At 64.0% G+C, this 13,238-nt stretch carries 15 protein-coding genes and 2 pseudogenes; 9 read left to right on the top strand and 8 right to left on the bottom strand.

Translation table 11 applies throughout. From position 1 onward, the window contains the following. Window positions 1-9 precede the first annotated feature (9 nt). From HB777_29685 to hrcA, 6 genes are all read right to left on the bottom strand, one after another. Entirely contained in the window at window positions 10-636 is a 627-nt protein-coding gene (locus HB777_29685; GenBank protein ID QND67699.1) for a glutathione S-transferase family protein, read from the bottom strand. A 387-nt stretch (window positions 637-1,023) separates the two neighbouring features. Beyond that, the gene (gene cysK / locus HB777_29680) at window positions 1,024-2,004 is read right to left on the bottom strand and encodes a cysteine synthase A (protein QND67698.1); all 981 of its coding nucleotides are present in this window, start codon (window positions 2,002-2,004) and stop codon (window positions 1,024-1,026) included. Window positions 2,005-2,203: 199 nt separating this feature from the next. After that, entirely contained in the window at window positions 2,204-2,821 is a 618-nt protein-coding gene (locus HB777_29675) for a LysE family translocator (GenBank protein QND67697.1), read from the bottom strand. Window positions 2,822-3,096: 275 nt separating this feature from the next. After that, window positions 3,097-4,461 carry a sorbosone dehydrogenase family protein gene (locus HB777_29670; protein QND68947.1) on the bottom strand — a complete coding sequence of 455 codons (1,365 nt, stop codon included), beginning with the start codon at window positions 4,459-4,461 and terminating at the stop codon, window positions 3,097-3,099. Window positions 4,462-4,542: 81 nt separating this feature from the next. Beyond that, window positions 4,543-4,740, bottom strand: coding sequence for a hypothetical protein (locus HB777_29665; protein QND67696.1), 198 nt, complete (start codon window positions 4,738-4,740; stop codon window positions 4,543-4,545). Window positions 4,741-4,764: 24 nt separating this feature from the next. Then, the gene (gene hrcA, locus HB777_29660; protein QND67695.1) at window positions 4,765-5,862 is read right to left on the bottom strand and encodes a heat-inducible transcriptional repressor HrcA; all 1,098 of its coding nucleotides are present in this window, start codon (window positions 5,860-5,862) and stop codon (window positions 4,765-4,767) included. 218 nt (window positions 5,863-6,080) lie between these two features. On the opposite strand from hrcA, the gene HB777_29655 reads away from it, so the two are divergent. From HB777_29655 to HB777_29625, 7 genes and pseudogenes are all read left to right on the top strand, one after another. After that, window positions 6,081-6,293, top strand: coding sequence for a hypothetical protein (locus HB777_29655; protein QND67694.1), 213 nt, complete (start codon window positions 6,081-6,083; stop codon window positions 6,291-6,293). Between the two features lie 162 nt (window positions 6,294-6,455). Then, complete coding sequence (gene rph, locus HB777_29650; GenBank protein QND67693.1) at window positions 6,456-7,172, top strand: ribonuclease PH; 717 nt, start codon at window positions 6,456-6,458, stop codon at window positions 7,170-7,172. Window positions 7,173-7,179: 7 nt separating this feature from the next. Next, window positions 7,180-7,350: pseudogene (locus HB777_29645) on the top strand (lytic murein transglycosylase). 6 nt (window positions 7,351-7,356) lie between these two features. Continuing rightward, window positions 7,357-7,766 (top strand): annotated as a pseudogene (locus tag HB777_29640) (glyoxalase/bleomycin resistance/extradiol dioxygenase family protein). Next, a complete protein-coding gene (gene rdgB / locus HB777_29635; protein ID QND67692.1) occupies window positions 7,766-8,443 on the top strand; it encodes an RdgB/HAM1 family non-canonical purine NTP pyrophosphatase in 678 nt (225 codons plus the stop codon). Before HB777_29640 ends, rdgB begins: the two are co-directional and overlap by 1 nt. Next, complete coding sequence (locus tag HB777_29630) at window positions 8,440-9,603, top strand: coproporphyrinogen III oxidase (protein ID QND67691.1); 1,164 nt, start codon at window positions 8,440-8,442, stop codon at window positions 9,601-9,603. The genes rdgB and HB777_29630 overlap by 4 nt, the downstream gene beginning before the upstream one ends. 377 nt (window positions 9,604-9,980) lie before the next feature. Continuing rightward, window positions 9,981-10,418 carry an EamA family transporter gene (locus tag HB777_29625; GenBank protein QND67690.1) on the top strand — a complete coding sequence of 146 codons (438 nt, stop codon included), beginning with the start codon at window positions 9,981-9,983 and terminating at the stop codon, window positions 10,416-10,418. Between the two features lie 73 nt (window positions 10,419-10,491). On the opposite strand, the gene HB777_29620 is transcribed toward HB777_29625, so the two are convergent. Further along, entirely contained in the window at window positions 10,492-10,680 is a 189-nt protein-coding gene (locus HB777_29620) for a hypothetical protein (GenBank protein ID QND67689.1), read from the bottom strand. 134 nt (window positions 10,681-10,814) lie between these two features. On the opposite strand from HB777_29620, the gene rsmI reads away from it, so the two are divergent. Next, window positions 10,815-11,741: a 16S rRNA (cytidine(1402)-2'-O)-methyltransferase gene (gene rsmI / locus HB777_29615; GenBank protein QND67688.1), complete on the top strand. Its 927-nt coding sequence runs from the start codon at window positions 10,815-10,817 to the stop codon at window positions 11,739-11,741. Next, window positions 11,734-12,111 (top strand): YraN family protein, encoded by a 378-nt coding sequence (locus HB777_29610; GenBank protein ID QND67687.1) that lies wholly within the window; start codon window positions 11,734-11,736, stop codon window positions 12,109-12,111. Before rsmI ends, HB777_29610 begins: the two co-directional genes overlap by 8 nt. 239 nt (window positions 12,112-12,350) lie before the next feature. On the opposite strand, the gene HB777_29605 is transcribed toward HB777_29610, so the two are convergent. Further along, the gene (locus HB777_29605) at window positions 12,351-13,157 is read right to left on the bottom strand and encodes an undecaprenyl-diphosphate phosphatase (GenBank protein ID QND67686.1); all 807 of its coding nucleotides are present in this window, start codon (window positions 13,155-13,157) and stop codon (window positions 12,351-12,353) included. Between the last annotated feature and the right edge of the window lie 81 nt (window positions 13,158-13,238).

The following is a 13,238-nucleotide window of genomic DNA, read 5'->3' as shown; positions in this document are numbered from 1 at the left end:
GCCGTTCGTTCAGCCTGGCCACATCTCATGCGATGTGTTGAGCGTCCTCATCAGCGGGTTCTCGCGCAGTTTCGACCACAGGCGTTCAATGTTCGGCCATGCCGTCCGCGCGCTGTCGACGTCGGGATGCCAGGCCACCAGCATGACGAGATAGATGTCAGCCAGCGACAGCTGGTCGCCAACCAGCCAGTCGTGGCCTTGGAGAGCGGCATCAAGAACAGAAAAGCCGCGGTCCATCTCGGCGACGGCTGCCTGCTTGACCGCCTTGGTGCCGTCGGGGTCGGCCGTGTATCGATACGCGTAGTAGAAACGCAGCACCGCTGGATAGAGCACCGACGACATGAAGGCCATCCAGCGCAGGAAGTCGGCGCGGGCAGGCGCGTCGACCGCCGGCGCCAGGCCGGCATTGGGGTGACGCTCGGCAAGCAGGATGCAGATCGCCGCCGATTCGGTCATCGAGCTTCCGTCCGGCAGGGTCAGCACCGGAACCTGGTTCAACGGACTGATGTCGAGAAAGGCCGGATCGGGCAGATCGGTCTTCGGCACGTCGATCTGCTCGAACGGCGCGTTCGCCAGCGCCAGCGCAGCCTCGACGACGAAGCCGCCGCTGCCCGGACGGGTGTAGAGCTTGTACATGAAATCCTCCCCCGGCCCGCGCCAAGCAAGCCGGGGGCGATATGAACCGGAAGCAGGGCACTGCTCAAGCCGGTGGCTGACGCCACCAGGATTTTTTCAGCGGGCCAGCGAACTGCGACAGTCCAGTGAAGAGGCCTCAACCAAAACCCAGGCGGCATCGCGGCCATGTGAAATTGGCCAGGACACCAGTCCCTTCGTCATCCTGGGGCGCAGCGAGGAGCGGAGCGACGAGAGCAGACCCCAGGATCCATGCCGCGACCTCTCAGCGTTGCTGCGGTTCAGAATTCTGATCCGCCGCATTCCTCGACAGCCGTCACGGAATGGATCCTCGGGTCTCCGCGACGGAGCTTCGCTCCTGCTTCGCCCGTGGATGACGAAGGGAGAGGACTACGACCCCAACCCTTCGAACAGGATGGTCGACAGATAGCGCTCGGCGAAGGAGGGGATGATCACCACAAGGTTCTTGCCCTTGTTCTCCGGCCGTGAGCCGACGACGATGGCTGCCTGCAGGGCGGCGCCCGACGAGATGCCGACCGGCACGCCTTCGAGGCGGGCGACGAGGCGGGCATTGGCGACCGAATCCTCGTTCGACACCTTGACGATCTCGTCATAGATCGTCGTATCGAGGATCTTGGGCGCAAAACCGGCGCCGATGCCCTGGATCTTGTGCGGGCCGGGCTGGCCGCCTGACAGAACCGGCGAGGATTCCGGCTCGACGGCGACGACATGCACCGAAGACTTGCGCTTCTTCAGCACCTGACCGACGCCGGTGATGGTGCCGCCGGTGCCGATGCCGGCGACGAAGATATCGACCTCGCCATGCGTATCGTTCCAGATTTCCTCGGCCGTCGTCGTGCGGTGGATTTCCGGATTGGCCGGGTTCTCGAACTGCTGCGGGATGATCGCATTGGGGATCGTCGCTGCCAGTTCGTCGGCCTTGGCGATGGCGCCTTTCATGCCTTTCGGCCCTTCGGTCAGCACCAGCTCGGCGCCGAGCAGCGCCAGCATTTTCCGGCGCTCGATCGACATCGTTTCCGGCATCGTCAGGATCAGCTTGTAGCCCTTGGCGGCGGCGGCGAAGGCCAGCGCGATGCCGGTGTTGCCGGACGTCGGTTCGATCAGCGTGGTCTTGCCGGGAGAAATCTTGCCGGCTGCCTCCAGCGCCTCGATCATCGCCACGCCGATACGGTCCTTGACCGAAGCGATCGGATTGAAGAATTCGAGCTTGGCGATGAGATTGGCGACGATGCCCTTTTCCTTGGCGAACTTGTCGAGCCGCACCAGAGGCGTGTCGCCGATCGTGTCGGTGATGGAATCGTAGACGCGGCCGCGACCGGGCACGCGGGCTGATGTGACGGGCTTGTTCATTGGTTTCGCTCCCAGAATTTTCAGGCTAGTGGAGAATTTCAGGCAAGTTGAATTGCAGCCGGCAAGATAGGGCCTTCAGCCGCGCAACATAAGCTGTCGGTCGAAAATATCCGAGTGGGACCTGTGTCTAAAACGCCCTCGTCCCGGAAAAGCATTTCCCGCAAAGGCCTGTTTGCGAAATGCTTTGGCCGAGAGCCCTTTATTGCCGGGCGGCAATCGCTGCGGCAGCACCGACCATGAAGCCGGCGGCAGTGCGGTTCAGCGCCTTGAGCGCGCGCGGCGATTTCAGGAACCAGCGCGCCTTGGCGGCCAGCGCCAGATAGGGCACCAGCACCACCAACAGTACGACGACCGTCAGCGCGACGAGAATGCCGTAGTCGGCCAACGTGATGGTCTTCAGGTCGACGATGGTCGGCGTGATCGCGAGGTAGAAGATCATCGTCTTCGGATTGCCGAGCGTGACGGTCAGGCCGGCGACGAAGCTCGACAGCAGCCCACCCTTGCCTTTCCTGGCCTCGACGGTCTCGGGCGTGATGCCGCTGTTCCAGAAGCGCCAGCCGAGGAAGGCGAGGTAGGCGACGCCAAGCCATTTGATGGCGAGAAAAACCATGCCGAAACTCTGCGCGACGAAGGCGAGGCCCAGCACCACGGCGGTCAGATAGGTGATGTCGCCGACCATCAGTCCAAACGACATTGCCAGCGACGAGCGGAAGCCGGAGCCGAGCGCACGCGCGACGAGCGCGGTGATGCCGGGGCCAGGAATGGCGGCGGCGATGCCGAGGGCGGCACTGTAGGCGAGGAATCCGGTCAGGGTCATGGCATTGGTCTCAGATCAGAATGCACTGTCGCATGAAACGGACCAGAATTGAATTCCCGTGGGTCGGAATCCATTGCACCAGATATCGCTGGGACACCTGAAGAAGGCCCCCCTCATCCGGCCGCTTCGCGGCCACCTTCTCCCCGCTGGGGAGAAGAGACGAGCATGGCCCCGCCTACTTCCTCTACCCGCCGGGGAGAGGTCGGATTGTCCCGAATTGCTCTTCGCAATTCGGTTGGCAATCCGGGTGAGGGGGCCTGCGCTACCCAAGCAGATCAGGAACGATTGCCGCCATGGGTGACGCGCCAGATGGTGCCGTTGCCGTCCTCGGTGACGATCAGCGCGCCGTCGTTCGCCACCGCCACGCCGACCGGCCGGCCCCAGACCTCGCCATTGGAGACGACGAAGCCGGTGATGAAATCCTCATATTCGCCGGTCGGCTTGCCGTCCCTGAACAGCAATCTCACCACCTTGTAGCCGGTTCTGTTGCCTCGGTTCCATGAACCGTGCAGAGCGACGAAGGCGTCGCCTTGGTATTCGGTCGGAAAGCTCTTCCCGTCGTAGAAGGTGATGTTGAGCGGCGCCGAATGCGCCTGCATCAGCACATCGGGAATATCAGCCTTGCCGGCAAGGTCGGGGCGCTCGCCCCTGTGGCGCGGATCCTCGTTGTTGCCGACATAGTACCAGGGCCAGCCATAGAAGGCGCCGTCCTTGACCACGGCCGCATATTCGGACGGCACATTGTCGCCGAGCCCGTCGCGCTCGTTGACGACACACCACAGCGCGCCGGTCGCCGGCTGCACGGTCATGCCCGAACAGTTGCGCAAGCCGGTAGCGATGATGCGGCCGTTCTTGCCGTTTGGGTCGAAGGCCAGCACGTCGGCACGGCCGTCCTCGGACCCCCATGTGGCGCCGAGCGGCTGTGACTTCGCCCAGGCCTCAAGTCCGCCCTCCGGTTCCTTCGCCATATCCTCGGCGACATTGGATCCCGAGCCGACCGACAGATAGAGCGTCTTGCCGTCCGGCGAGAAAGCGATGTCGCGGGTCCAGTGATGATTGGAGGGGATGTTGTCGACGACGGTTTCCGGACCGCCGGATGCCTTTAGGTCGCCCTTGCGGTAGGCAAAGCGCACGACGCTGTCGCTGTTGGCGACATAGACCCATTGCGGGTCATTGCCCGGCGGATAGAAGGCGATGCCATAGGGCTGGTTGAGGTTGCCGGCAAAGATGCCGTCTTGCGCCGGCTTCGCACTGCCTTCGGCCAGGCGATAGACGCGGACCTGGTTGGCCTCGCTGTCGGCGACGAACAGGTCGCCGTTCGGCGCCACACGCACGACGCGCGGATTGTCGATGCCCGACGCGACCAATTCGGCCGAAAAGCCCGGCGGCAGCTTGGGTTTGGTATCCGCCGGCCTTTCGGCGAGGCCGGCACTGTTCGAGGCGGATTTGGTGACGTAGGGTTTTGGCAGATCGTTCGGCCTGATCAGGCGGCGCACCCCTGGCCTGTCGGCACGCCAGTCGCCGAAGGCCGCAGCACCCTTCAGCACGGGCTCGTTCGGCTGCTGGGCGAATGCCATTGTGGTGACAAACAGGGTGGCGGAAATAGCCAGACCGGCGAAACGGATCATCCTGCCCTCCAACATTTGGCCGTGAAGACAGCAACGGGCGGTTTCGTCGAACGTTCCGCGGCACACGATGATTTGAGGATGCGAAGGCTCGGTTCAGGTTCCGGCGGCGTAGAAATCGTCGTCGAGGCGTTTTTCCAGTGCGACGAGGTCGGCCGGCAGCGGCAGGCCCATGGCGCGCATTTCCCGCAGTTTCTCGCGCAACTGCTCCTGGATTTCGTGCTGGTCCTCCGGCTGGTTGACCATCTCTTCGAGCAGCAGGCTGATCCGGGCCTTGAATTCTTCGAGCGCCATCGTCGTCTCCTCGGTTAGATCAGCTCAACGGAGCATGCGCGATATCAGCTGCGCCGTATAGTCGACCATCGGCACGATACGGGCATAGTTAAGCCGGGTCGGGCCGATGACCCCGAGCGCGCCGACGACGCGGGCGTCCTTGTCGCGATAAGGCGCGACCACCAGTGACGAGCCGGACAGCGAAAACAGCTTGTTTTCCGAGCCGATGAAGATGCGCACGCCCGAGCCTTCCTCGGCGAGGTCGAGTAGCTGGATCAGCCCATCCTGCGTCTCCATGTCCTCAAACAAATGCCGCAACAATTCGATATCGGCCTGGGCGGTGACGTTTTCGAGCAGATTGGCGCGGCCACGCACGATAAGCCGCGCCGGCAGGCCGCTGTCGGCGCCGGCCCACACCGCCAGCCCTTTCTCGACGAGGTCCTGCGACAGCGTGTCGAGTGCGGCCCTAGTCTCTTCCTTGATGCGGGCGATCTCGATCCGCGCCTCGGCCAGCGTGCGGCCGCGAATATGGGCGTTGAGGAAGTTCGAGGCCTCGTGCAGTTGCGAGACGGTGATGCCGGCGGGCAGCTCGACGACGCGGTTTTCGACGTCGCCGTTTTGCGACACCAGCACCGCCAGCGCCTTGGTCGGCTCAAGCTGGATGAATTCGATGTGCTTGAGCGCCACCTCGTTCTTGGCGGCCAGCACCAGGCCGGCGCCGCGCGACATGCCTGACAGCATCTGGCTGGCCTCGGTCAGCATGTGCTCCAGCGTCGCACCGGAGCCGGACGCGCGAACCTGTGCCTCGATGGCGCGGCGCTCCTCGTCGGAAAGGTCACCAAGCTCCATGAAGGCATCGACGAAGAAGCGCAGGCCGGCCTGGGTCGGCAGCCGGCCGGCCGAAATGTGCGGCGCGTAGATCAGGCCGAGATGCTCGAGATCGCTCATCACGTTGCGGATGGTCGCCGGCGACAGCGAGGACGGCAGGATGCGCGACAGGCTGCGCGATCCGACCGGTTCACCGTCCTTGAGGTAGGAATCGACGATGCGCCGGAAGATGTCGCGGGAACGCATATCGAGCGCCTGGAATACTGGCGACTGAAGCGCGGGCGACTGCGAACTCGGATCGACTGCCTTGGTCATACGGCCAAAAACCTCCGGCCCAAGGATATAGACTTCACTACGGCCCGCGCAACCCGGTGTCTTTGTGGGTAGTGCATCAGTTTGAAAATGGCGGGCCTTGAATATGTCGCGGGACAGGGTCGATGCGGCCTCCTACCGCTGGGTAGCCTATGGCTCCGCTTGAAATCATTGCCGGGTTGCGCGATTGTCGCTGCGCGGCCTAGGCAATTGAGTACCCAATGAAGCGTACCGGAAAAAAGGCTCTGCCTTTCGTGCCGACCGAAATCCACGTCAGCACTGTCAGGGACGAGAAAGGCTCTCTTGGCATCCTCTCGATCCAGACAACTGAAGGCTTGCTGGATATCGCGCTCGACCGGCAGGCGGCAGACGCCATCGTGGACGCCATCAACACAATACGGTCAAAGCTGGATACGGATGGCAGCGGCATCTAGTTGCGTCCAACGTCCGACCGCCATTTTCAAACTGATGCACTACCTCTTTGTGAGATCACCCGGTGTCTGTGCCAGATCGTCAGGCCATTTTCCTTTGCGCCACACGCTCCATGTGGTTACAAGCCGGCCAAGAATCCGAAAAATGACAAGAAAGCAGCCAGAATGCGCCCCTCCAAACGCCAATTCGACGAAATGCGCGCCATCTCCTTCGAGCGCGGCGTCTCCAAGCATGCCGAAGGCTCATGCCTGGTGAAGTTCGGCGACACGCATGTCCTGTGCACGGCCAGCCTCGAGGAAAAAGTGCCAGGCTGGATGCGCAATTCCGGCAAGGGCTGGGTGACGGCGGAATACGGCATGCTGCCGCGCTCGACCGGCGAGCGCATGCGCCGCGAGGCTTCGGCCGGCAAGCAGGGCGGCCGCACGCTGGAAATCCAGCGACTGATCGGCCGCTCCTTGCGCGCCGTGGTCGACTTGCAGGCGCTGGGCGAGCAGCAGATCACCGTCGACTGCGACGTCATCCAGGCCGATGGCGGCACCCGCACCGCCTCGATCACCGGCGGCTGGGTGGCGCTGTATGACTGCCTGCGCTGGATGGAAGCGCGCCAGATGGCCAGTGTCGCCAAGGTGCTGAAGGATCACGTCGCGGCGATCTCCTGCGGCATCCATGACGGCCAGCCGGTCATCGACCTCGACTATATCGAGGATTCCGCGGCCGGCACCGACGCCAATTTCGTCATGACCGGCAAGGGCGGCATCGTCGAGATCCAAGGCACCGCCGAGGGCGAGCCTTTCTCCGAAGAGCAGTTCGCGGAATTGATGGGGCTGGCCAAGAAAGGCATCCAGAGGCTGGTGAGTTTGCAGCAGATGGCGGTTGCTTAGGATTTAAATGTCGAGCTTGAACACCCCCCTCTGCCCTGCCGGGCATCTCCCCCGCAAGGGGGGAGATCGGCTGTGGTCGCGGGTGTCGCCAATCACCAAGGGTGGAAGCCGTGAGCCGGCGGTGATGCTTCCAATCTCCCCCGTTGCGGGGGAGATGCCCGGTAGGGCAGAGGGGGGGTGCCTCGTGACGCCCTCTGCCATCCTTGAATCAGCTCTCTACGTCAACGATCTGACGGCAGCCGAAACCTTCTACACCGACATCCTCGGCCTAAACCTCCTCGGCAAGGTCGACGGCCGCCACCTGTTCTTCCGCTGCGGTCCGGGCGTGCTGCTCATCTTCAACGCCGAGGCAACCAAAATCCCGCCGGCGCCCGACGCCCGGCTGCCGGTGCCGCCGCACGGCACGGTCGGCCAGGGCCATCTCTGCTTTGCGGCGACCTCCAACGAAATCGCCGGCTGGAAAGCGCATCTCGAGGCGAAGAAGATCGCCATCGAAAGCGAATTCAGTGGCCGCAGGGCGGCCGTTCGATCTATATACGCGACCCCTCGGGCAATTCGATCGAATTCGCCGAGCCAAGGATCTGGGGCCTTTGATGCATTCGCCAACTGTTCATTCGCCAATTGTTCATTCGCTTGATGGCAAGAAGATCGTCGTCGCCAGCCACAATGCCGGCAAGCTGCGCGAATTCGCCGATTTGATGGGGCCGTTCGGCTTCGAAGCGAAATCGGCCAAGGACTATGGCCTGCCGGAGCCGGATGAGACCGGCACCACTTTCGAGGAGAACGCCTACATCAAGGCGCTGGCCGCCGCCAAGGCGACCGGCCTGCCGGCGCTGTCGGACGATTCCGGCCTGTGCGTCGACGCGCTTGACGGCGCGCCCGGCGTCTACACCGCCAACTGGGCCGAAACCCCGGACGGATCGCGCGATTTCGGCATGGCCATGCAGCGCACCGAAGTGGCGTTGCAGGAAGTCGGCGCCGCCTTGCCACAACAGCGCAAGGGGCGCTTCGTCGCCGTCATCTGCCTGGCGTTCCCCGACGGCGAGGCCGAATATTATCGCGGCGAGGCCGAAGGCACGCTGGTCTGGCCGCCGCGCGGCGAGCTCGGCTTCGGCTACGATCCGGTGTTTTTGCCTGATGGCTTCGAAAAAACCTTCGGCGAGATGAGCGCTGAGGAAAAGCACGGCTGGAAGCCCGGTCGGCCGACAGCGCTGTCGCACCGCGCCCGTGCCTTCCAGAAATTCGCCAAAGCGAGATTGGGCTCGGCATGAGCATGCTTCTCGACCGGACGCCCGGCTTCGGCGTCTATGTCCATTGGCCGTTCTGCGCGGCCAAATGCCCCTATTGCGACTTCAACAGCCATGTCCGCCACCAGCCGGTCGACCAGGATCGTTTCGCCAGTGCCTTCGAGGCCGAGCTGGCGACGATGCGCGAGCGCACTGGCCCACGCGACGTGACCAGCATTTTTCTCGGCGGCGGAACCCCCTCGCTGATGAAGCCGGAAACGGTGGCCAGGGTTCTGGACGCCGTGGCGAAGAACTGGACCGTTCCTGACGGCGTCGAGGTGACGCTGGAGGCCAATCCGTCCTCGGTCGAGGCCGAACGCTTTCGCGGCTACCGGGCGGCCGGCGTCAATCGCGTGTCGCTCGGCGTGCAGGCGCTGAACGACAAGGATTTGCGCTTCCTCGGCAGGCTGCACAATGTCGACGAAGCCCTGCATGCCATCGGGCTCGCCCGGGAAATATTCCCAAGGCTGTCCTTCGATCTCATCTATGCGCGTCCCGGCCAGACACCGGAAGCTTGGGCATCGGAGTTGGAACAGGCGATCGGCCATGCCGCCGACCATCTCTCGCTCTACCAGCTGACCATCGAGGAAGGCACGCCCTTCCATGCTTTGCATGCGGCGAAGAAATTCACCATCCCCGACAATGACCACGCCGCCGACCTCTATGCGCTGACGCAGGAGATCACATCGGGGCATGGCCTGCCGGCTTACGAGATTTCCAATCACGCCAGGCCGGGCGCCGAAAGCCGGCACAATCTGACCTACTGGCGCTATGGCGAGTATGTCGGCGTCGGCCCCGGCGCGCATGGCCGCTTCGTCGAGAACGGCCGCCGCACGGTGACCATCGCTGAGCGGATGCCGGAAACCTGGGCTAACCTGGTCGAGGCCAAGGGCCATGGCGTCACCGGCGGCGAGATCCTGACGCGCTCGGAAGAGGCGGACGAATTCCTGCTGATGGGCCTGCGGCTTGCCGAAGGCATCGACCTCTCCCGCTACGAGGCGTTCTCCGGGCGCGGCCTGTCGAGCGCGCGGCTGTCGATGCTGCAGGGCGAGGGTCTGGTGGCGCCGATCGGCAATACCCGGCTGCGCGCCACGCCGGCCGGCATGATCGTGCTCGACGCCGTGGTCGCGGATTTGGCGCGGTAGCGAACTTTCGTCATCCACGGGCGGAGCGACGCGAAGCGGCGCGCAGACCCGAGGATCCATGCCGTAGCGGGGAACCAAGGGCGCGGCGGCCCTGAATAAGGCATGGCTTCTTTACCGCCTGTCCTGGCCAAGTAGTCGATTTCGTTGCCGGGTGCTATCTCCAACCGAAGCATTCCGGGTTCTCCACCGCTGCACCCTTCGGCCAAGGTCGCGGCATGGATCCTCGGGTCTGCGCTGCGTCGCTGTGCTCCTTGCTCCGCCCGTGGATGACGAAGGCAGGGATGCCGCACTCAAATCTCCAAACCCGAGGATTACGCTTCTGAAGGCGCGCGTTTCAAGGTATCTCAGTTGAGACGCCATCCGCGAAGGCCACCGGCATGAACCTGACCGTATCCTCCTGGCAATTCTGGGCACTGCTGTCGGCGGCATTCGCTGCGCTGACGGCGATTTTCGCCAAGGTCGGCATCGAGAACATCAATTCCGATTTCGCCACCTTCATCCGCACGGTCATCATCCTGATCGTTCTGGGTGCCATCCTGCTGGCCAGCGGCCAGTTCCAATCACCGGCTACGATCTCGGGAAAGACTTGGGCGTTCCTCGGCCTGTCCGGTCTGGCCACCGGCGCCTCATGGCTTTGCTACTTCCGCGCGTTGAAAATCGGCAATGCGGCGCAGGTGGCGCCGATCGACAAGCTAAGCGTCGTGCTTGTGGCGGTGTTTGGCGCGGCCTTTCTCGGCGAGCGACTCACCGGAGCGAACTGGCTTGGTGTCGCCCTTATCGCGGCGGGCGCGGTGCTGGTCGCCTATCGCGGGTAGCGGCACGGCATTGCGGGCGCTTTTTGTTTCAAGACGGGTGATGAAAATATCGAAGCGATTGGGCATCGTCCGGTCAGTGCTCCGTCGTGCTATCGGGTTTGTTGTCGGAAAGCCTGACATTGGTCGGCAAGGCGCTCGCGGCTCGCTCTTTGGTCAGGCTGTGCTCGGTCTTGGCAGGCAAGCGCTTGTCCCTGCGTGCGGCAACGCGGTTGCGGCCGGCATAATAGGGCTCGAAAGCGTCCTGTATCTTCAGGCTATCCATCCTGTCCTCCTCCGGAATCAGGGGGCTAATCTGCCAATGCCGGTTTCGTTCCCCACTGTGGCAAAGGAATGGCGAATTCCTTACATCGGCGTCAGCTTTTGCAAGCCCGCGTCAGCCGTGCCAAACAGGGCTGAATGGAGAAGGCATCAGTGATCGGCGAGACAGGCAAGCGCAGCTATGTGGTCGGGCAGACCGAGATCGCGGCCCGGCCGCTGGAGCCGGCGCTCTATCTGGTGGCGACGCCGATCGGCAATCTCGCCGATATCACGCTGCGCGCGCTGGAGACGCTGGCCGCCGCCGACATCGTCGCTTGCGAGGACACGCGGGTGTCGCGCGTGCTGCTCGACCGCTACGCCATCCGCCGCCGCACCACGGCCTATCACGAGCACAATGCCGGCGAGGCCGGACCGAAGCTGATATCAGCCCTTCAGGCCGGACAGAGCGTGGCGCTGATCTCCGATGCCGGCACGCCGCTGGTGTCCGATCCCGGCTACCGGCTGGTCGGCGAGGCGCTCGACCATGGCATTCGCGTCGTGCCGATCCCCGGTCCGTCGGCGCCGCTCGCGGCGCTGACTGCATCCGGCCTGCCGTCGGACGCCTTCCTGTTCGCCGGATTTTTGCCGGTGAAGAACGGACAGCGGCTGACGCGGCTGGAAGCCCTGAAAGCCGTGCCGGCGACGCTGATCTTCTTCGAATCGCCGCGCCGGCTGGCTGACTCGCTTGTCGCCATGGTCGAAGCGCTGGGCGGCGAGCGCAAGGCGGCGATCGGCCGCGAACTGACCAAGACCTTCGAGGAGATGCGCACCGGCACGCTGCGGGTGCTGGCCGACCACTATGCGGCGGCCGATACGCCGAAGGGCGAGATCGTCGTCTGCGTCGGTCCGGCCGAGGCCAAGCCGGATGAGCCGGCCGATATCGACCGCCTGCTTTTGTCGCTTGCCGCCGAAATGCCGGCGTCCAAGGCGGCGGCGGAAGCCGCGAAGATGACCGGCGGCCAGAAGCAGGCGCTTTACCGGCGATTGCTCGAGCTCAAGGATGCTTCCGGAGAGGACGGTGGCTGAGCGCCCGATTGCCAGCCGCCAAGAAGCCTATCGGCGCGGCCATCGCGGCGAATGGCTGGCGGCGGCAGCACTGATGCTGAAGGGCTACCGGATCCTGGCGCGCCGCCATCGCACGCGCTTCGGCGAGATCGACCTGATCGCGCGGCGCGGCGACCTGGTGCTGTTCGTCGAGGTCAAGGCGCGCCGCACGCTGATGGAAGCAATGCAGGCGATCGGCCACGAATCGGAGCGTCGCATAGAAGGCGCGGCCGACATCTGGCTGTCGCGCCAGGCGGACTACGGCAAACTGTCGATGCGCTTCGACATGGTCGCGGTGCTGCCCTGGCGCTGGCCGGTGCATGTCGAGAATGCGTTTTATGGGCGGAATTGAGTGGCTTCGCGCGGCGGAATCTTGCGAAACGTCGGCGGGACAGCGCCCCCCTCTGGCCTGCCGGCCATCTCCCCCACGAGGGGGAGATCAGCCGTCGCGGGCGCTTTCGCCAATCACCAGCGTTGCAGGAAGGGCGCCGCCAGCGGAGCCGCCAATCTCCCCCTCGTGGGGGAGATGTCCGGCAGGACAGAGGGGGGGCGCGAAGGAACTCGGCGGGGCGGTAAGGGCGCAGCCCGCCCTCATCCCCAGATCATCAACGCCACCAACCCGACACCGCCCACCACCAGCCGCCACCATCCGAACAGCGAGTAGCCGTTGCGCGAGACGTAATCGAGCAGGAAGCGCACGACGATGAGCGCGGTGACGAAGGCGGCGACGAAGCCGACTGCGATGATCGGCAGGTCGGCGGTGCTCAACACGTTGCGGTTCTTGAACAGGTCGAAGGCGAAGGCGCCAACCATCGTCGGGATCGCAAGGAAGAAGGAAAATTCCGCCGCCGCCCGCTTGTCGACGCCCAGAAGCAGCGCGCCAACGATCGTCGAACCCGAACGCGACGTGCCGGGAATGAGCGATAGGCACTGGAAAAGCCCGATCTGCAGGTAGAGCCGGGTCGGAAAGCGCTCGACATCGCGGTAGACCGGCTTGAGGTTCATGCGGTCGACAGCCAGCAGCACGACGCCGCCGATGATCAGCATGATGCAGATCAGCCTTGGCGATTCGAACAGCACCGTCTTGATGAAATCATGCGCCAGCGCGCCGATGATCGCCGCCGGCAGGAAGGCGATCAGGATGCCGATGACGAAATGCCGGGTCAGCCGGTCATGCGGCAGGTCGAGCAGCATTTGCCACAGCCGGCGGAAATAGACACTGAGGATCGCCAGGATGGCGCCGAGCTGGATCAGGATCTCGAAGGCCTTGCCGGTCGAGTGGAAGCCGAGGAAATGGCCGGCGAGCAGGATATGGCCGGTCGACGACACCGGGATGAACTCGGTCAGCCCCTCCAGCAGGCCGAGCAGCAGGGCTTCGACGATGGTCTGGCTTTCCATGGCTACCTCGGCATTGGCGTGACGGCTGACAGAACGGCTTGCTTGTCATGGCGCGCAAGTCCCCCTATAGGTCGCAACACC

It is taken from the genome of Mesorhizobium loti (assembly GCA_014189435.1).
In the GTDB taxonomy this organism is placed as follows: Bacteria; Pseudomonadota; Alphaproteobacteria; order Rhizobiales; family Rhizobiaceae; genus Mesorhizobium; species Mesorhizobium loti_G.
Note: the sequence above shows the minus strand (reverse complement) of the source record. Positions and strands in the feature narration are given on the sequence as shown.